The organism is Bradyrhizobium sp. MI1.7 (assembly GCF_055811795.1).
The window spans coordinates 128,224-145,806 of record NZ_JBVVPO010000011.1; the positions used below are offsets into that span (position 1 = coordinate 128,224).

Below are 17,583 nucleotides of genomic sequence, written 5' to 3' on the forward strand. Positions count from 1 at the left end.
CCCGCCCCCCCCCCCAAACAAACCCCCCACCCCCCGGGTTGGTTTTTTCCGGGGGGGGGGCCGCGCCCCCCAATGCACGGGGGTTGCGCCAGCGACGCTTCTAGCCGACCGCCCCCGAACCCCGCAGCTGCTTGATCGCCTTCTCGTCGTATCCCGCCCCGCGCAAAATCTCGTCACTGTGCTCGCCGACGGCGGGCGGCTTGCGCGGCTGGACCTTCTTGGCGCCGTCGATCCAGATCGGGCTGGAGATGGTGAGCATGGTGTCGTTCTCGAACGGCACCAGCACCTCGTTGTCGAGCATCTGCTTGTCGTTGGGGATGTCGTCGAGAATGCCGACGATGCCGAACACGAGGCCGTTGCCGTCGAGGATCTTGCGCCATTCGGCAAGATCCCTGGTGGCGAAGGTCTCGTCAAAAATCTTGATCAGTTCGACCGAACGGGCGTGACGGTCGGCCTTGGTGGCGAAACGCGGATCGTCAATCAGGTCCTCGCGTCCCAGGCATCTGGCCAGTATCGGAAACTGCTTCTCCTCGCTCAGCAGCGACAGGATCAACCAGCGGCCGTCCTTGCACTGGTAGTGGTTGGCCACGGCGTTCAGCGCACGTTCGCGCGGCCGCCTCTCGGCGAACTTGGAGCCGCACAGTTTTGCCTGCGCCAGCGTGCCCGCGGCCCACACCCCGTTCGCCATCAGATTGGAGGCGACATGCGAGCCCTTGCCGGTCTTCTCGCGCTGATACAGCGCGGTGACGATGGCGCCATAGAACGCCATGGCGCAGGGATGGTCGCCCATGCCGGCGACCGAGCGGGCCGGCGTCGTGTGGGTGTCGGCGCGGACGAGGTCCATCAGGCCTGAACGCGCCCAATAGGCGTTGCTGTCGAAGCCGGGCTTGTTGGCCTCTTCGCCCTTTTCGCCATAGCCGGTGAAGGAGGCGTAGATCAGCCGGTCGTTGAGATGGGCGAGATGATCATAGGTGATGCCGAGCTTGGCGCGCACCGGCGGCGGCATGTTGGTGATGAAGACGTCGGCCTCTTCGACCAGCTTGTAGAGCACGGCCTGCGCCTCCGGCTTGGAGAGGTCGAGCGCGATGCTTTTCTTGTTGCGGGCCTCCAGCAGCCAGGCGAAATTGTGCTCGCTGGTCGGATAGCCCGGAATGTTGGGCAGATTGCGGTAGGGGTCGCCGGCGCCGGGCGGCTCGATCTTGATGACGTCGGCGCCGAAATCCGACAGCACGGTCGCGGCGGCGGGCGCTGCGATGAAGCTCGCGCAGTCCAGAACCTTGAGCCCTGCAAAAATGCCCTTTTCCATCGCGGCGTAGCTCCCTCGCTCTTGTTGTTTCCCGCGCGCTGGAATTGGCGCAGGTCAAGTCATGGCAGCATTAGACCGATGTTTCGGCGGGATGCAACGGCGCCAGGCGCAGGGCTTCACTCCTCCCCCGCAAGCAGCGCGGCATTGCCGCCGGCTGCCGCGGTGTTGATCGTCACGGTCTGCTCGGTCGCAAAGCGTGCGAGATAATGCGGGCCGCCCGCTTTCGGGCCGGTTCCGGACAGCCCGTTGCCGCCGAATGGCTGCACGCCGACCACGGCGCCGATCATGTTGCGGTTGACATAGATGTTGCCGACCTGGACGCGATCGATGATCGCCTCGATGGTGTCGTCGATCCGGGAGTGAATGCCGAGCGTGAGTCCATAGCCGCTGCGCTCGATCGCCTGCAGGACGCGGTCGAGGTTTTCCGCGCGATAGCGCACGACGTGCAGGATCGGGCCGAACACCTCCTCGGTGAGCTGGCCGGCGTCCTTGAGCTCGAAAATGTGCGGGGCGACGAAGCAGCCGTCGGGCGCAGTGCCTGCAAAGTGTAGCCGCGCCTCGCACTTCATCCGCGCGATATGCGCATCGAGGCGCTGCTTGGCCTCAGCGTCGATCACCGGACCGACATGGGTCGCGACATCGCCGGGGTCGCCGATCTTCAATTCGCGCGCCGCGCCCGCGATCATCTCGATCATGCGGTCGGCGACATCCTCCTGCACGAACAGCAGCCGCAGCGCCGAGCAGCGCTGGCCGGCGGAGCGGAAGGCCGAGGTCACGACGTCGTCGGCGACCTGCTCGGGCAGCGCGGTCGCATCCGCGATCATGGCGTTGATACCGCCGGTCTCCGCGATCAGCGGCACGATCGGCCCCTCCTTGGCGGCGAGCGTCCGGTTGATCAGGCGCGCGACCTCGGTCGAGCCGGTGAAGACGACGCCGGCGATGTCGGCATGCGCCGTCAGCACGGCGCCGATGCGGCCGTCACCGGTGACGAGATGCAGCGCGCTCCTGGGAATGCCGGCCTCGTGCAGCAGCGCTACGGCCTCACGCGCGATGCGCGGCGTCTGCTCGGCGGGTTTTGCGATCACGCTGTTTCCGGCCATCAGCGCCGCCGTGACCTGGCCCATGAAGATCGCCAGCGGGAAATTCCACGGCGAGATCGCGACGAAGGCGCCGCGGCCGCGCATCGCGAGCGCATTGCTCTCGCCGGTCGGGCCCGGCATGGCGGCCTCAACGCCGAACAGCTTTCGACCCTGTGCGGCATAGTAGCGGCAGAAGTCGGCGGCCTCGCGCAGCTCCGATAGCGCATCGTCCAGCGTCTTGCCGCCCTCGGCTTGCAGCAGCGCGATGAAATGGGCGCTCCGGCTCTCCAACAGATGCGCGGCCTGCTCCAGTGCGGCCGCGCGCGTGGCCGCCGGCGTTCGGCTCCAGGCGGCAAAGCCGGCGCGCGCAGCAGTCACCGACGCATTGGCTCGGTCCGGCGTTGTGTCGGCTATGGGCTTGAGGTCGGCTGCCTCGGCCTTCGCGTCCGCCAGCAGCCGGTCGAGCGCCGCGCGCGCGCCGAATTCGACGCCGCGCGAATTGCGCCGGTCCGGCGCGAACAGATCGCCCGGCAACGGAATTCTGGGATGGGCCGCCGCTTGCGGCCGGACGATGGCATCGGCCGGACGCTGCAACAGCGCCACAACCGGCACACGATAGTCGGCCGCCTGCGCCACGAACGACGAGTTGGCGCCGTTCTCCAGCAGCCGCCGCACCAGATAGGCGAGCAGGTCGCGATGGCTGCCGACCGGGGCATAGGTGCGGTAGGCGATGTCAGGATGATCCTTGGCGAGCTGTTCGTAGAGCGCTTCGCCCATGCCGTGCAGGCGCTGGAATTCGAAGCCGCCGCCATCTTGCGCAAGCTCCAGCACGGTCGCGACCGTCAGCGCGTTGTGGGTGGCGAATTGCGGAAAGATGCGCGGCCGCAGACTCAAAAGCTTCGAAGCGCAGGCGACGTAGTTCAGATCCGTCATCGCCTTGCGCGTGAACACGGGATAGCCGTCCAGCCCGCGCTCCTGCGCGCGCTTGATCTCGGTGTCCCAATAGGCGCCCTTGACCAGCCGCACCATCAGCTTGCGGTCATGCGCGCGGGCGAGCGCGTCGACATAGTCGATCACGGCGCTCGCGCGCTTCTGATAGGCCTGGATCGCCAGGCCAAAGCCGTCCCAGCCGCTGAGCGAGGGATCGGCGAGCGTTGCCGCGATCACGTCGAGCGACAGCTCCAGCCGGTCCGCTTCCTCGGCGTCGACGGTGAAGTTCAAATCATGCGCCTTGGCGCGCTGCGCCAGGTCCAGCAGTTGCGGCACCAGCTCGCCCATCACGCGGTTGCGGCTGATGGCCTCGAAGCGCGGATGCAGCGCCGACAGCTTGACCGAGATGCCGGGCCGGTCGGGCAGGGGATAGCTGCCCGCAGCCTTGCCGATGGTCAGAATCGCGCTCGCATAGGCGTCGAAATAGCGCCTGGCGTCCTCCGCCGTGCGCGCGCCCTCGCCGAGCATGTCGAAGGAGTAGCGCGTCTTTTGGCCGGAGCGCGGCTTACCCCGCTCCAGCGCCTGCTCGATGGTCTCCCCCAGCACGAAATGGTTGCCCATCAGCCGCATCGCCTGGCGCGTGGCGGTGCGCACCGCCGGCGCGCCCAGCCGCTTCACCAGCCGGCCGATGGTGCCGTCGGGCGTCTCGCCGGGCTGGATCACTCGCGCCGAGAGGCCGAGCGCCCAGGCCGAGGCATTGACCAGGAAGGCCGTGGACTTGGTCTCGTGGTGGATGAAGTCGCCTTCGCCGAGCTTGTCCTCGATGAACTGGTCGGCGGTGCGCGCGTCGGGCACGCGGAGCAGCGCCTCGGCCAGCACCATCAGGGCGAGCCCCTCCTTGGTCGAAAGCGCGAACTCCCGCAGCATGTCCTCGACCCCGCCAAGCCGGTCGTCGCGCTTGCGGATCGCCTCGATCAGCCGCGTCGCGGTGCGGTCGATCCGCGCCTCCTGCGGCGGGCCGAGATGCGAAGCGGGCAAGAGTCGCGCGGCAATCTCGGCATCATCGGGCGCATAGGGGGCGGTGAAGGGCGGCGGGATGTTCGGCATGGCGTGTCCTGTGGCTCGAATCCAGGATAAGGCCCGCTAGACCGTAGTTCGATAGACAAATTAGCCATTTTGCCTTAGAAAATGAAGATCATTGGTACATTGGCCACATAAAATATGGAACTCGATCGAATCGACCGGAAGATCCTCTCAATTCTGCAGCAGGACGGGCGCATCGCCAATGTCGAGCTTGCGGAGCGCATCGGGCTTTCGCCGACCTCGGTCGGCGAGCGGCTGAAGCGGTTGCAGCGGGAGGGCTTTGTCGAGGGCTACGGCGCGCGGCTCAATCCGCACCGGCTCGGCCTGGGTCTTCTGGTGTTCGTCGAGGTGCTGCTCGACAAGACCACGCCGGACAATTTCGAGCGGTTCGCGCGCGCGGTGAAACTCGCACCCGAGGTGCTGGAGTGTCACATGGTTGCAGGAGGCTTCGACTATCTTGTGAAGGCGCGGCTTGCGGACATGACCGCCTATCGACGCTTCCTCGGCGAGACGTTGCTGTCGATGCCGGGCGTGCGCGAGACGCGAACCTATGCGGTGATGGAAGAGATCAAGCGCGACGCACCATTGCCGGTGGACTAACGAAGGGCCGTCGCGATTGTCATTGCTGTGGCGTTGAACGAGCGGTCTTCGCGGGAAAATAGCTCTCCGTGTGCAATCGCAACGCCCGTCGTCGAATGCACTGGCCGTCTTCTAAAATTTTTTTGGCCCGGCTCCCGGACAGATCCGGGAGGCAGCAAAGGCTGCCGGGCTTATACTTTGAGGTTCTCTGCGGAGGTCTTGCCCCGGTTTGCGATCTCTTCGTATTCCACCGTCTGTCCTTCGTTCAGGGACGACAGACCGGCTTTCTGCACTGCCGAGATATGCACGAACACATCCTTGCCGCCCGACGCAGGCTGGATAAATCCATAACCCTTCGTCGGGTTGAACCACTTGACCGTACCTTTAGCCATCACGTCTTCTCCGCGGGTCTTCCTCCGAGATCTCGAACCGCCAGTCCCCGCCAACCGGCCGGTTCGGTCCTAACAGGATACGCGGAATGTGGCCGGCTTGGTAGCTCAAACCATATCGGCATTTCGCCGAATTCCGCTCAACTTCGCAGCGATTTTGCCGATTCTGCCCGTTTCGCGGTCAATTGATCGGCACGCCGCGCGCCATCCGTCAATAAGTCGCGGCCAGATAATCGACGATCTTGCCGACATCGGCATCGTCGATCGGGGCGCCATAGACCTTGATCATCTTGGTCACCTCGGCCTGCCAAAAACCTTTCTTGTCCTTCATCGGCGGCTGCGTGTTGACGTAATCGGCCGAGTGGCAGGCGCTGCAATTGCCCTGCACGACCTCGAGATTGGGGCCTGGCTTGAAGGCCGCGACCTCGTCGGGCGTCTTGTAGTTGAGCGGCGCTGCAAGCGCCGAACCCACCATTGCGGCGACGGTGAGTGAGATGGCGAGGAGAACGGTGCGCTGCATGATCATTCTCTCTCAGGCCACGGTGACGCGGACGGTTTCGACGACGTTGCGTAGATAACCCGCAGGGTTCCAGCGTGGCGCATCCGGCTGGGTCTCGCCGCCATTGCCGGTGGCGCGCACCCTGAGCTCGTGGGCGCCCGCCGCGAGCTTCACCGGCAGCTTCCATTCACGGAATGAGTATTTGCCGAGATCCTTGCCGAGCTTGGCGCTGACCCAGGTCTTGCCGCCGTCGGTGGAAACCTGGACGTCCTTGATGCCCTTGCCGCCGTCGAAGGCGATGCCGCGCAGCGTCGTGCCGCCTGCCTTCAGCTTGGCACCGTCGGGAACGCTGGTGATGAAGGATCGGATGGTGAAGCGGTTGATCGGGATCGTCGCCTTCGGCGCGGTGCCCGGCTCGACCGCATTGTTCGGCGTGTCCGGAATGCGATAGGCCGACTTCATCCAGAAGCCGTCATAGACATTGTCGATGACGGTGATCTCGTTGAGGTGCTTGACCCAGTAGGTGCCGTAATAGCCGGGGACGATCAGGCGCAGCGGAAAGCCGTTGAGGAACGGCAGGTCCTCGCCGTTCATGCCATAGGCCAGCATCACCTCGCCGTCGGTGGCGTGCTCGAGATCGAGCGCCTTGACGAAATCGGGCGTCTTGTCGCTGACGGGGCCGTCCATGCCGTTGAAGGTGACCTGCTTGGCGCCGCTCTGCACGCCTGCCATCTCCAGCACGGCCTTCAGCGGCACGCCGCGCCAGCGCGCATTGCCCATCGCGCCGTTGGCGAGCTGGCCACCGGCGACACGCGGCTCGGAGAAGCCGCGGCTGTTGCCGGAGCACTGGTTGACGGCGACGATCTCGGTCGCCTTCATTTTCCTGATGTCCTTGAGCGACAGCTTGAGCGGCTTGTCGACCTTGCCCTTGACCTCGAGCGTGAACTTGTCGGGATCGAGATTGTAAGGCAGGTCCGAGAGGTGATAGCGCACGAAGAACGCGTTATTCGGCGTGATCGGACCGTCGTTGAAGATCGCGAACGGCGTCTCGAGCTGCGGCGGCCGGCTGGTCAGGCCGATCATCGGCCGCTTCTGCGGATATTTCACCAGCGGCCGCTCGCCATTGGCGAAGGGAAGCGTGACGGTGTCGAGTGCCAGCGCCTTGGTGGAATTCAGTGTGGCCGCCATAGCGGCAAGGCCCGCTCCTTTGAGCAGGTCGCGTCGATCGAACATTCTCGTCTCCTCCCGGAGCTTTTCGTTGGACCGCAGTCATCACCGCGATCCCGCGCTCATCTGTCGCAACGATCGAGATGAAGTCAATTCGTGCTTTCGCAGCAGGCCCATGTCGCTGCGTTGCAGCAAGCCGGTGTTACGTTCGTAACGAGATTGCCGAGCTGTAGCCGCAGTGACAGTGCACTCCCTCTCCCCGCAAGCGGGGAGAGGTGAAGAATCAAGCTGCGACGCGCTCGCTTCGGTCAACCAGCGCCGACAGCTGCCTCGTGTCCGCAACCACGCGCACGGCCAGGGGCTCGTCGCGGCCGCGGATCGCGACCTCCTGCTGCGGCAGCGCATCGTCGGCAAGGCCCGCGGTACGGCGGACCTCCTCCGAGACGATTGCTTCGCAGGCCAGTGTCTTGGTCATGTCCTGGAGCCGGGCCGCGACGTTGACGGCATCGCCGAGCGCGGTGAAGACGATGTGATCGCGATAGCCGATGTCGCCGATGATGACCTCGCCGCCGTGAATGCCGATGCCGAAGCGGATCGGCTGGCGGAGATCGTGGCTCAGGAGCTCGTTGAGCTCGTCGATATGCGTGGCGATGCCGGCGGCAGCCTTCAGCGCTTGCCGGCAGGCGGTCTCCGGATCGGCTGACAGCCCGAACAGCGCCAGCATGCCGTCGCCGACGAACTGGTTCGGCTGGCCGCCATTCTCGATCACGGCCCGCGAGACGGCGCCGAGGAAACGATTGACGATGAAAACGGTGTCGAATGGCAGCCGCTTCTCGGCAAGCTGCGTCGAACCGCGCATGTCCACGAACAGGCTGACGAGGTAGCGCTCCTGGCCGATTCTGGCCGATGTCGAGGCCTGCCCGTCCGCCGAATGCGTGTGGGGCGTGAACAGCTGGAAGAAGGAGAGGTCGGAGTCCGGCCGCAGCTGGCAGGCAAGCCGGATCGAGGGATCGGCAGTGCCGACGCGCGCGAGCACGAAGGCCTCGCGCTGCGACGGCTCGGGCAGGGCGGCATGGTCACCGATGATGCGGATGCGGCAGGTCGAGCAGCGGGCGCGGCCGCCGCAGACGCTGGCATGCGGCACATTGTGGCGCAGGCTCGCCTCCAGCACGGAGAGGCCCTTCGGCACGCGCACCGTCTTGCCGTTGCCGTAGGACAGCGCGATCATGCCGCGGCGCCGCTCGCGCAAGGCGCGCACGCCGCGTGCCGCCAGCGCCAGTCCGAGCAGGCCGACATAGCCGATGGTGAGGCCGCCGGTGATGCGGTCGAGCGTCGCGGCTTCCGCGGTCGAGCCGAGCTGGCGGCGGGTGAGATTGTGCGTGCGCCATTCGCCGTCGTCGACCTCGATCTGCACACTGCGTCCGCCCTGGTAGACGCCGAGCAGCGACAGCGTCGGGATCAGCACGGCGGCGGCGAGCAGATAAGGCGCGGCGCGCGCGAAGAACGGCTTCAGGCGCAGCCAGAAATAGATGCCGATGCAGCCATGGACCCAGGCGATGATCAGCAGGACCGTCATGGTCCAGATGCGGTTCGACGTGACGAAGAACAGATAGAGTTCCTGCGGATAGAGCTTCTGGTGTCCGTACAACGTGTAGCCGAGCCGGACGCCGATCACATGGGCCATGACGAGGGCGGGGATGCTCAGGCCCAGCACGAGCTGGAGCGGCTCGATCGTTCGCCAGCGGAACTGGCGGCGCTGATAGAGCGCGTAGATTCCGAGCCCCATATGCGTGAGCGCGGCCGTATAGAACACGATCGCGATGGGGAGGAACCGCCAGAACGCCGTGTGATAGTAGACCCCGATCTCCATGGCATCGACCGAGATGTTGCCGAGCGCATGGTTGAGGAAATGGCTCACCACGTAGGAGAACAGGATGACGCCGCAGACCAGCCGAACCTGCCGCATGCTGGTCGCGCGGGACAGTTCGGACAATCGTGAGGATGCAGTGGCCATGATTCGGTTTGTATCAGTTCATGAAGGAGAACAGCCAGCGTAGCGTTTAATTCCAGGGGCGGACAGCTGGCCTGATCACATGCGCGGCAAGGTTACCGAACCGTAGGGTGGGCAAAGGCGCGCGCCACACCCACCGCTGTCGTCCCGGACAAGCGGCGCGGCGATCCGGGATCCATAGCCACAGGATCGGATTTGACGAAGACTCGTGGTTACCAGTTCGCGCCACGACTCCTCCCTGTGGCTATGGGTCCCGGGCTCGCGACTATGTCGCGCCCCGGGACGACAGCGATATGCGCGGCGCCCCCGCATTGACTCCCCCTCCCAGGTTGGCGAAAAGCGCGGCCGTGACGACAGCCCCTGATATCACTACGCCCGCAGCCGGCGCCGTGCGCCGGCCCCTCGTCGTGGCCGTGCTCGTCATCGCCGCGATGACGCTGCTGCGCATCGTCTACGCCTCCGCCATCGAGCTGCGCACCGACGAGGCCTATTACTGGACCTGGTCGAAGGAGGGAGCGCTCAGCTTCCTCGATCATCCTCCCATGATCGCCTGGTTCATCCGTTTTGGTACCGCGATCTTCGGCGACACCGTGCTCGGCGTCCGTTTCGGCGGCATCGTCGCGATGCTGGTCACGCAGCTGCTGCTCGCCGACATCGTCCGCCGCCTCACTCATGATGCGCGCGCCATCATGTTCGCGGTGCTGATGCCGGAGGCTGCGCTCTATTACGGCCTGCTGATGGCCAAGGTCGCGCCGGACGTTGCCATGATCCCGTTCGCGGTGGCGATGATGTGGTCCCTGGTGCGGCTCGCGCAGGGCGGCGATGGACGCTGGTGGCTGGCGGCGGGCCTGTTCGCCGGACTGTCGATGTTGTCGAAATTCACCGCGATCATGTTCGCGCCGGCGGTCGCCGCGTTTCTGCTGGTGCCGGATTGGCGCTGGCGCTGGCTGCGCAGTCCTTACCCCTATCTCGCGGTGCTGATCGCGATTGCCGTGTTCTCCCCGGTGCTGATCTGGAACGCGCAGCACGACTGGGCCTCGTTCCGTTTCCAGGGTGTGCGGGCCACCGCCAATTACGGCATCTCGCTGCGCACGATCGGCGACTACATCGGCCTGCAATTCGGCCTGGTCGGCTTCGTCATGCTGCCGGTCGTGCTGTCAGGCCTCGTGATGACGGCGTGGCGCGGCTATCGCACGCGCGAGCCGGTCGCGATCCTGCTGTCGACCGCGGTGCTGGTGCCGTTCCTCTATTTCTTGTTCAAGTCGACGACGCTCAGGGTCGGCGACACCTGGCCGATGTTCATGTGGCCGGTCGGCTTTGCCGCCGCCGCGGTCAACCTCGTCATGCTGTCGCGCGAGCACTGGTCGGCGCGGATGATCCGGTCGAGCATTTTCTGGCTCAACACGGCGGTCGTCACGGGGATCGCCTTCGTCGTCATCGTGTTCCTGTACTACGTCGCCGCGCCCTGGAATCTCCTCGGCAAGATCGATCCGATCGGCGCCGAGGCCGGCTACGAGCAGGTAGCTGCGCGTGCGCAGGCCGCGCTCGACGAGACCGGCGCGACCTGGATCGCGACGACGGACTATCGCACCTACGCGATGATGCGCTGGTTGTTCAGGGGCCGCGTGCCCGTCGTCGAGATCAACGAACGCGGCCGCTTCCAGGATTTTCGCGATCCCGGCATCGATCGGATCAGCGGGCATGCAGGCATCTATGTCGGGCGAGAGCCGGACAATCGCGCACCGGTGTGGGGATCGATCCCGGCGAAGCGCGAGCAGCTCGGCCAGGTCGAACGTCGGTGGCGCGGCGTTCTGACGGATACCTACGTGATTGAGAAGCTCACCGGCTGGACGCCGGAACTCTCGCCGCCAACGGATTCGCCGCTGTTTCAATGGCGGGTGCTGGCGGGGGAATTCGAGAAACGTACGCTCGCCTAGCGAGGCAACCTTCTTCCCTTCTCCCCTTGTGGGGTCCCAAAGGCAAACGAGGCCACGCGTTGAAGCGGCCTAGCGTGACATGAGAACAACATAGAGCAGAAATCTGAGCTGATCGCTTAGCTGCAACCAGCATTTTTCCCGACATTCACAGGCCGCCATCCCAGATTACCACCCGCTCAAGCATTTAAGCCGCTAAGCTGGAGCTATCGTGACGAAACATATTTTCTCTTATTGATATTATCTGCGGGGATAGGACATGTTTGATGTCTATCGCAATGGCAAGCGGGACTTCCTCGTCGTCAGCAACGGCTCTCCGATGCCCGCGCTCTACTCTTCCAACAAATGGCGCAAGAGCAGAGCGAGAGTTCTCAAGGTCAGCGACGAGATCAGGGCAGCCGTCCAGGAGCGAGGTTATTATCTTGGCAGCGTGCGGGTGACCAAGAAGGACCTGATCCACACCGGGTGCACCGTTGCCGATACGACACCGGGCAATCTCTAAACATCCGGCCGACTAGGTCGGCAACCGCGCCAGCCCGGCCTCAATCACGACGATGTCTTCCTCGATCTGCCGGATGGTACTCCTGCAGTCGATCCCGGTACATGCATCGAGATCTGCGATAAGTTTGCGACGCTGTGTCCGAAGCTCATCAAGAGCTGCTTGGTCCTTGAGGGAAACGTAGCCCTCCACGATCAGCTCAATTGCACCTGCCGCCATCAAACTCCCCACGCCTTGTTAGCCCCGTCAAGGCACTCCCGACCAGGCGAGGATCGATCGTGCCAATTGGTTGCGCGGCTCAATCCCGCGCACTGAGTTCTTCCAGAACAACGCGCCTCCGCAGCTCGTGCGCAGCAGCGGTCAAATGAGACCCTGCGATCAGCCCGAGCCGCTTCAATCTTGGGAGAGCGACGGGGTCACACAGCTCGATCGGGAGCCCGGCGCCCAATATCGCAATGGCGCGTTGCTCCTCCGCGTCGAGATCAGTCCAGGGGATGCCCTTCATCACCGGCCTCAAATCGTCCAGTGCACCTCAAAATCCAAACGCGCGCCTGATTTGCCGCAGCATATCCGTGGCCGCGTCGGTGTACCGACCATTGGTCAGGTATCGATCCAGCTGCAGTGTGCTGATCAGCGCCACAAGCGCTGCCATTAAGCCCTTAAACATTGGGCCTCTCCTGAAAGAGACCGCCAACCGAGCGTGTCGAAATATTGAGACGTTCTCAGAATGCGCGCCGCATATGGCGGCCTAATATGCAAATGGTGACATTGACTGGTAACCAGTTTCTTAACGGGCTGATGCGCCGTGGTATGGGGCGGCCAGAGGCTGACTTGAAAGCGGCGACTTGAATTGCCGCCTCCTTGTGCTCAGTTGCCATTAACTGCGGCACATAATCCTCCAATACTCGAAAGGGCTAACTCGATAGTTCGCTTGCGAGGTGCGGCTTGACTGAGCAAGGTCATTTTACCGGACAATTGCCCTTTAACCCCGTCCGGGTCTGCCTCAGATCAGCCGGCGAGGGATGATATTCCGCTCGTTGGCTCGATTGGGTGGCATCAGCTGCTCGGAGCCTTTCGTGTGGTCCTTTGCTGTTGCGGCACTGTTCCTGGCGCTGTTGGTGTTTGGTGCGGTCGGGTTTATCATTGTCAGCTTCGACTTTCCCGATGAACCGCGAGCTTAAGCTTCGCTCATTCAGGCGCCGCGCCATGTGTCGGTCCGGCGAATGGCGCGAACGATGGCGCGGATAGCGCCGCTACTCCTCGTCCTTCTTCCGCAGCAGATCCGTCGCGAGGTCCGACAGTTTTGGCGGCGGCAGCGCCGCGAACGGCAGCGGGCGCGTCACGTCGATCGCGGCCAGACCCAGCCGCGCGGTCAGCAATCCGTTCAGCACACCTTCGCCGAGCCGCTGCGACAGCTTTGCCGCGATGCCATGGCCGAGCATCTGCTGCACCAGGCTGTCGCTCGCGGCCATGCCGCCGGTGATAGCGAGATGGGCGATCACGTGGCGGAGCAGGCGGATCATGCCGAGCGCGCCGGGGCGGCCGCCATAGAGAAAAGCGAGCTGACGGATCAGGCGCAACGCGGCTACGAACACGAACAATACGTCGATCGCCGCGCGTGGTGAAACTGCGGTCACGATCGAGACTTTTTGTGCGGCCGACGACACCAGTCGCCGCGCTTCCGCATCCAGCGGCGACATCAATTCGCGCTCGGCAAGCCGGATCATGTCGGCGCCGTCGATGATCTCGCCCGTGTGGCTCTCCAGCGTCGCGCGCGCGCGTGCAAGCTGCGGATTTTGGTGCGCGATCTTGAGCAGGTCCTGCACGATCACGCGGCTCTCCTTGCGGTCGTCACTGGCAAGGACTGCCGCGGCGCGCGCATGCAGCTTCTCGATGGTTGCAAGGCGCGCCAGACCAAAGGCCTCGCGCCCGATCACCACCGCGAGCGCCAGTGCGGTGACGAAGGCGAATGCGAGGCCGACGAAGCCGAGCGTTTCGCTGCGCGCAAACAGATCCTCGATCAGACGGACCACGCCGAGCCCGGTGCCGAGCAGCGTCAGCCCGCCGAGCCCGGACCAGAACAGCGTGCCCCAGGGAAAGCCGCGACGCGCCGGGAGCGCGGCCTCGATCGGCACCGGCAATGCCTGCGGATCGTGCTCGGGCGTGATCTGGATCGTGGTGCGGCCAAGCCGCGCCGCTTCGTCGGCTTCGGTGACAACGACGCCGGGATCGTCGAGCCGGAACGTCGCCGGCCGCCGCGGCTTGGATCGGTCGTTCATGACAGCTTGTCTCCGATCAGGAACTGCAGGGCACGGTCGAGGCGGATGTGTGGCAGCGCCGGCTCGTCATTGCCTTCGCGTTCGAGCTTTGGCGGACGGAAGCGCAGGAAGCGAAAATCGCTCTTCTCGGCGGCCTGGGTCGCGAGGCCCCGGAATGCGTCGGTGCCGTTGAACAGCGCCTCGGGGTCCGGCGGCAGGTCACCCGGAAAGGTCGCAACCTCCGTGTTGCCGTCAAAGAACTCGCCGCCGGCGCTTTCGCCGGCCGCTGGCGTTCCCAGGATCGACGGCAATTTGTCGCGGCCATGCGCGACCTGGGCCTCGCGCGTGGCGCGAACGGCGGCGAGCGCCACCACGTCGATCTCCGCGCCGGTATCTTCCGCACGCACCACTGCCCGGGTGACCGCGCGGCGCAGCACCGCCTCGAGCCGGTCGTGACTGGAATGATGCAGATGGTCCGCCTTGGTCGCCGCGAACAGGATGCGGTCGATACGCGGCCGGAACAGGCTGGAGAGGAACGTGCTGCGGCCGATGCGGAAGCAGTCGAGAATTCCGGCAAGCGCGGCTTCGAGATCGTGCAGCGCTTCGGGGCCGGAGTTGAACGCGGCGAGCGCATCGGCCAGCACGATCTGGCGATCGAGCCGGGCAAAATGATCATGGAAGAACGGCCGCACCACGACGTCCTTGTAGGCCTCGAAGCGGCGGACCATCATCGCCCACAGCGAGCCGTCCGGTGCCTGGCCGCCCACGCGTACGTCGAGCGGCGCAAAAGTCAGCGCCGGCGTGTCGGCGAGATTGCCGGGCATCAGGAAGCGGCCGGGCGGCAGCAGGCTCATCGCAAAGCGCTCGTCGCGGCAGGCGCGCAAATAGCCGGTGAAGAGCTTTGCCGCGGTGAGCGTCGCCTGCTCGTCCTCGCGCGCCTCGGGCTTGAGCGTCGCGAGATGCGCGTGCCAATCCCCCGCAAGATGCGCGCGGGGCGCCTCGCGCGACAGCGCGAGGCTTTCGACCGACCATTGCTCATAGCTCTTCTGGAGCAGCGGCAGGTCGAGCAACCACTCGCCGGGATAATCGACGATGTCGAGCGTCAATGTGCGATCGGCGCCGTTCTGGCGCTGATAGTCGATGACGAGCCTGAGTTCGCTGATGTCGACGGTCGAGTTCGGCCAGCGCCGCTCCTCGAGCAGCGCGCGCAAATGGTTCTCATAGGCGAAGCGCGGCACGGCGTCGTCCGGCTGCGGCGCCAGATGCGCCCGCGCGATCCGGCCGGAGGCATAGGCCTCGAACACCGGAAAGCGGCCGCCGCGGGTGAGGCCGTGGATCAGCGCGGTGATGAATACGGTCTTACCGGCCCGTGACAGGCCGGTGACCCCGAGACGCACCGTCGGGTTGAAGAAGTGCTCGCCATAGTCGATCAGCGCCCTGGCCGACAGCCGCGCTTCTTCGACCATATCCTGGAAACTGAATGCCATATGAACGTGATTGATCTCGGGGCGGGCGGAACAGTGAAGCCGTTCACAAAAGTGGCAATTGCGTAGGGAAAATCAAGCTTCATACTTCCACCGCCTTTGTCGGCAAATCAGCCGTTTGAACGATGCGCCGATCGCGAAAGACCCTACAAGAGGGCATTGTCTGAGCCTTGCGGATTGCCATGACCGTCTTCCAGCTGAAACAGCTCGCATCCACCTCCGTCCACGCCGCGGCCGACGCGATCGGCTGGAACTACGACCGTGCCGAATTGATCGCGGACGGCGTGATCCACGCGATCGGCGTGTTCTGCGGCATCGTCGCCGCCACGGTCCTGGTGGTGCTGACGGCGGTTTATGCCGACGCCACCAACATCGTCGGGGTCTCGATCTATGTCGCCGGCCTGCTCTCGATGCTGGTGCTGTCGGCGACCTATAATCTCTGGCCGGTCTCGCCGGCCAAATGGCTGCTGCGGCGGTTCGACCATTGCGCGATCTATCTGCTGATCGCGGCGACCTATACGCCGTTCATCCTCGAGGTGAGGGACAGTGTGTTCGCGCTGGTGCTGCTCGGCGGCGTCTGGTGCGTCGCGATCCTCGGTATCGTGCTGAAACTTCTCTACCCCGGCCGGTTCGACCGCGTCGCAGTCGGAATCTATCTCGCGATGGGCTGGAGCGGCGTGATGGTCTACGACGCCGTGGTCAAGGCGCTGCCTGCGCTGGTGCTGGGCTTCATCCTTGCGGGCGGCCTGCTCTACAGCTTTGGCGTGATCTTCCATGCCTGGCGGCGGCTGCGCTTCCAGAATGCGATCTGGCACGGCTTTGTCTTGGCCGGCGCGGCGTGCCATTATACCGCGGTGCTCGACCTCGTGTTGAGCTGAGCAAGATCCGCGAAGCGGAATTAGCGAAGCGGTATAAGATAGCGAAGCGCTATCCGAAAAGAGAAGCGCTACAAGACAAAGAGGAGACGTCGCATGCAGGTGACCGGCAAGGTCGTGGTCGTCACGGGCGGCGCAAACGGCATCGGCAAGGCGCTGTGCGAGGCCTTCCACAAGGCGGGTGCCGCCAAGGTCGTCGTCGCGGACATGGACGCCGCCAATGCAAGAGCCGTCGCCGCCACGGTGGATGGTGCGGCCTTCAGATGCGACGTCGCGCAGGAAAAAGAGATCGCCCACGTCATCGAGGAGACCGAGCGGCAGTTCGGCCCGATCGAATTGTTCTGCTCCAATGCCGGCATCGGCGGCGGCTTCGATCCGATGTCGGTGAATGCCGGCGGCGCCTCGGACGAGCCCTGGCAGCGGAGCTGGGCGATCCATGTCATGGCCCATGTCTATGCGGCGCGGTATCTCATTCCCCGCATGAAGGCGCGCGGCGGCGGCTATTTCCTCAACACGATCTCGGCGGCAGGCCTGCTGTCGCAGGTCGGAAGCCCCGCCTATTCCACCACCAAGCACGCCGCGGTCGGCTTTGCCGAAAATCTTGCGATCTCGCACAAGGCGGACAATATCAAGGTCTCGATCCTCTGTCCGCAGGGCGTCGACACCAACATGCTGCGCTCGATCCCGAAGGGCCCGCAATCCGGCGACGGCGATCTCACGCCGGAGCAGGTCGCGAAAGACGTGCTCGCCGGCCTCGCGCAGGAGACCTTCCTGATCCTGCCGCACCCCCAGGTGCTCGGCTACATGCGCAAGAAGACCGAGAATTACGACCGCTGGATCGGCGGCATGGCCAAGATCCAGGCGAAGATGCGGGAGGAGTTCGGGAAGTAGCCGGCGCAGTTTCCGCGATTGACCCTGTCATGCCCCGCCTAGTGCGCAATTGCGTACGGGGGGCGGGACACCTAGCTACGCCGCCGACTCCCCCTCGTCCTCCATCCGGCTCTGCCGCAGCGCCCGCGCATAGAGCATCATGCCCTCGCGCACCGTGCGCTGCTCGGTCTCTGTCAGCGCGGCCAGCGCGCCGCGCACCTGCTGGCGTCCGAACGCGTGCAGCGCCTCCAGCGTGCGCCGGCCCTTCGCCGTCAGCGACAACAGCTTGCTGCGCGCATCGGCTTCATCAGGCGTCTCCCGCAGCTCGCCGCAATCGACCAGCTTGCGCACCAGGCGGCTGACGCTGGATTTCTCCAGCCGCAGGAAATCGCCGAGCTCGCCTGAGTTCATCGGGCCGCGGATGCCGATCTCCAAAATGGTGTGCACCGCCGAGGGCGGATAGTCCGAGGCCGCCACCGTCGCATCCATGAAGCCGAGCTCCCGCACCATCAATCGCGAGGCGGCGCGGATGTCGTCGATCAGCGCAAGCTCGGCCATCTTGACTCCCAGCATATAGTTGTATCATACAACTATATGCGCGCAACGTCGCGCGCAAGCGT

The 17,583-nt window shown here is 64.8% G+C and carries 16 protein-coding genes; 5 read left to right on the top strand and 11 right to left on the bottom strand.

Annotated elements, in window-relative coordinates; translation table 11 throughout:
* Nucleotides 1-100 precede the first annotated feature (100 nt).
* Together AC0L3X_RS13660 and putA are read right to left on the bottom strand one after the other, a co-directional pair.
* Nucleotides 101-1,306 carry a CaiB/BaiF CoA transferase family protein gene (locus tag AC0L3X_RS13660; protein WP_063985441.1) on the bottom strand — a complete coding sequence of 402 codons (1,206 nt, stop codon included), beginning with the start codon at nt 1,304-1,306 and terminating at the stop codon, nt 101-103.
* Between the two features lie 116 nt (nt 1,307-1,422).
* On the bottom strand, nt 1,423-4,422 hold the full coding sequence (putA, locus tag AC0L3X_RS13665; RefSeq protein ID WP_231143619.1) for a bifunctional proline dehydrogenase/L-glutamate gamma-semialdehyde dehydrogenase PutA: 3,000 nt from the start codon (nt 4,420-4,422) through the stop codon (nt 1,423-1,425).
* 114 nt (nt 4,423-4,536) lie between these two features.
* On the opposite strand from putA, the gene AC0L3X_RS13670 reads away from it, so the two are divergent.
* Complete coding sequence (locus AC0L3X_RS13670) at nt 4,537-4,998, top strand: Lrp/AsnC ligand binding domain-containing protein (RefSeq protein WP_038954741.1); 462 nt, start codon at nt 4,537-4,539, stop codon at nt 4,996-4,998.
* Nucleotides 4,999-5,168: 170 nt separating this feature from the next.
* Here AC0L3X_RS13670 and AC0L3X_RS13675 read toward each other — a convergent pair whose 3' ends face one another.
* The 4 genes from AC0L3X_RS13675 to AC0L3X_RS13690 all read right to left on the bottom strand — a co-directional run bounded on the left by AC0L3X_RS13675 (nt 5,169) and on the right by AC0L3X_RS13690 (nt 9,046).
* Nucleotides 5,169-5,369 (bottom strand): cold-shock protein, encoded by a 201-nt coding sequence (locus AC0L3X_RS13675; protein WP_008134691.1) that lies wholly within the window; start codon nt 5,367-5,369, stop codon nt 5,169-5,171.
* Nucleotides 5,370-5,577: 208 nt separating this feature from the next.
* Entirely contained in the window at nt 5,578-5,886 is a 309-nt protein-coding gene (sorB, locus tag AC0L3X_RS13680) for a SorB family sulfite dehydrogenase c-type cytochrome subunit (protein ID WP_063985439.1), read from the bottom strand.
* 12 nt (nt 5,887-5,898) lie between these two features.
* The gene (gene sorA, locus AC0L3X_RS13685; RefSeq protein ID WP_283017702.1) at nt 5,899-7,098 is read right to left on the bottom strand and encodes a SorA family sulfite dehydrogenase catalytic subunit; all 1,200 of its coding nucleotides are present in this window, start codon (nt 7,096-7,098) and stop codon (nt 5,899-5,901) included.
* 217 nt (nt 7,099-7,315) lie between these two features.
* Nucleotides 7,316-9,046 carry an adenylate/guanylate cyclase domain-containing protein gene (locus tag AC0L3X_RS13690; protein WP_155794894.1) on the bottom strand — a complete coding sequence of 577 codons (1,731 nt, stop codon included), beginning with the start codon at nt 9,044-9,046 and terminating at the stop codon, nt 7,316-7,318.
* A 428-nt stretch (nt 9,047-9,474) separates the two neighbouring features.
* Between AC0L3X_RS13690 and AC0L3X_RS13695 the strand changes: the two genes are divergently transcribed.
* Nucleotides 9,475-10,980, top strand: coding sequence for a glycosyltransferase family 39 protein (locus tag AC0L3X_RS13695; protein ID WP_063986685.1), 1,506 nt, complete (start codon nt 9,475-9,477; stop codon nt 10,978-10,980).
* A gap of 256 nt (nt 10,981-11,236) precedes the next feature.
* Nucleotides 11,237-11,479 carry a hypothetical protein gene (locus AC0L3X_RS13700; protein ID WP_063985436.1) on the top strand — a complete coding sequence of 81 codons (243 nt, stop codon included), beginning with the start codon at nt 11,237-11,239 and terminating at the stop codon, nt 11,477-11,479.
* Between the two features lie 12 nt (nt 11,480-11,491).
* Here the strand turns inward: AC0L3X_RS13700 and AC0L3X_RS13705 are convergent, their stop codons facing one another.
* The 4 genes from AC0L3X_RS13705 to AC0L3X_RS13720 all read right to left on the bottom strand — a co-directional run bounded on the left by AC0L3X_RS13705 (nt 11,492) and on the right by AC0L3X_RS13720 (nt 15,221).
* A complete protein-coding gene (locus AC0L3X_RS13705; protein WP_063985435.1) occupies nt 11,492-11,695 on the bottom strand; it encodes a hypothetical protein in 204 nt (67 codons plus the stop codon).
* A 313-nt stretch (nt 11,696-12,008) separates the two neighbouring features.
* Nucleotides 12,009-12,143 (bottom strand): hypothetical protein, encoded by a 135-nt coding sequence (locus AC0L3X_RS13710; RefSeq protein ID WP_256376432.1) that lies wholly within the window; start codon nt 12,141-12,143, stop codon nt 12,009-12,011.
* 586 nt (nt 12,144-12,729) lie between these two features.
* Complete coding sequence (locus AC0L3X_RS13715; protein ID WP_063985433.1) at nt 12,730-13,755, bottom strand: YcjF family protein; 1,026 nt, start codon at nt 13,753-13,755, stop codon at nt 12,730-12,732.
* Nucleotides 13,752-15,221 carry a YcjX family GTP-binding protein gene (locus AC0L3X_RS13720; protein ID WP_063985432.1) on the bottom strand — a complete coding sequence of 490 codons (1,470 nt, stop codon included), beginning with the start codon at nt 15,219-15,221 and terminating at the stop codon, nt 13,752-13,754. Before AC0L3X_RS13720 ends, AC0L3X_RS13715 begins: the two co-directional genes overlap by 4 nt.
* Nucleotides 15,222-15,400: 179 nt before the next feature.
* Between AC0L3X_RS13720 and trhA the strand changes: the two genes are divergently transcribed.
* Nucleotides 15,401-16,096 carry a PAQR family membrane homeostasis protein TrhA gene (trhA, locus tag AC0L3X_RS13725; RefSeq protein WP_028151267.1) on the top strand — a complete coding sequence of 232 codons (696 nt, stop codon included), beginning with the start codon at nt 15,401-15,403 and terminating at the stop codon, nt 16,094-16,096.
* Nucleotides 16,097-16,189: 93 nt separating this feature from the next.
* Entirely contained in the window at nt 16,190-16,984 is a 795-nt protein-coding gene (locus AC0L3X_RS13730; protein ID WP_063985431.1) for an SDR family oxidoreductase, read from the top strand.
* Nucleotides 16,985-17,059: 75 nt separating this feature from the next.
* On the opposite strand, the gene AC0L3X_RS13735 is transcribed toward AC0L3X_RS13730, so the two are convergent.
* The gene (locus tag AC0L3X_RS13735; RefSeq protein ID WP_084795397.1) at nt 17,060-17,521 is read right to left on the bottom strand and encodes a MarR family winged helix-turn-helix transcriptional regulator; all 462 of its coding nucleotides are present in this window, start codon (nt 17,519-17,521) and stop codon (nt 17,060-17,062) included.
* Nucleotides 17,522-17,583: the final 62 nt, after the last annotated feature.

What these genes read in the sequence shown, in the direction of transcription:
- AC0L3X_RS13660 (WP_063985441.1), bottom strand. Translation starts at nt 1,306, where the DNA reads ATGGAAAAGGGCATTTTTGCAGGGCTCAAGGTTCTGGACTGCGCGAGC.
- putA (WP_231143619.1), bottom strand. Translation starts at nt 4,422, where the DNA reads ATGCCGAACATCCCGCCGCCCTTCACCGCCCCCTATGCGCCCGATGAT.
- AC0L3X_RS13670 (WP_038954741.1), top strand. Translation starts at nt 4,537, where the DNA reads ATGGAACTCGATCGAATCGACCGGAAGATCCTCTCAATTCTGCAGCAG.
- AC0L3X_RS13675 (WP_008134691.1), bottom strand. Translation starts at nt 5,369, where the DNA reads ATGGCTAAAGGTACGGTCAAGTGGTTCAACCCGACGAAGGGTTATGGA.
- sorB (WP_063985439.1), bottom strand. Translation starts at nt 5,886, where the DNA reads ATGCAGCGCACCGTTCTCCTCGCCATCTCACTCACCGTCGCCGCAATG.
- sorA (WP_283017702.1), bottom strand. Translation starts at nt 7,098, where the DNA reads ATGTTCGATCGACGCGACCTGCTCAAAGGAGCGGGCCTTGCCGCTATG.
- AC0L3X_RS13690 (WP_155794894.1), bottom strand. Translation starts at nt 9,046, where the DNA reads ATGGCCACTGCATCCTCACGATTGTCCGAACTGTCCCGCGCGACCAGC.
- AC0L3X_RS13695 (WP_063986685.1), top strand. Translation starts at nt 9,475, where the DNA reads ATGACGCTGCTGCGCATCGTCTACGCCTCCGCCATCGAGCTGCGCACC.
- AC0L3X_RS13700 (WP_063985436.1), top strand. Translation starts at nt 11,237, where the DNA reads ATGTTTGATGTCTATCGCAATGGCAAGCGGGACTTCCTCGTCGTCAGC.
- AC0L3X_RS13705 (WP_063985435.1), bottom strand. Translation starts at nt 11,695, where the DNA reads ATGGCGGCAGGTGCAATTGAGCTGATCGTGGAGGGCTACGTTTCCCTC.
- AC0L3X_RS13710 (WP_256376432.1), bottom strand. Translation starts at nt 12,143, where the DNA reads ATGTTTAAGGGCTTAATGGCAGCGCTTGTGGCGCTGATCAGCACACTG.
- AC0L3X_RS13715 (WP_063985433.1), bottom strand. Translation starts at nt 13,755, where the DNA reads ATGAACGACCGATCCAAGCCGCGGCGGCCGGCGACGTTCCGGCTCGAC.
- AC0L3X_RS13720 (WP_063985432.1), bottom strand. Translation starts at nt 15,221, where the DNA reads ATGGCATTCAGTTTCCAGGATATGGTCGAAGAAGCGCGGCTGTCGGCC.
- trhA (WP_028151267.1), top strand. Translation starts at nt 15,401, where the DNA reads ATGACCGTCTTCCAGCTGAAACAGCTCGCATCCACCTCCGTCCACGCC.
- AC0L3X_RS13730 (WP_063985431.1), top strand. Translation starts at nt 16,190, where the DNA reads ATGCAGGTGACCGGCAAGGTCGTGGTCGTCACGGGCGGCGCAAACGGC.
- AC0L3X_RS13735 (WP_084795397.1), bottom strand. Translation starts at nt 17,521, where the DNA reads ATGGCCGAGCTTGCGCTGATCGACGACATCCGCGCCGCCTCGCGATTG.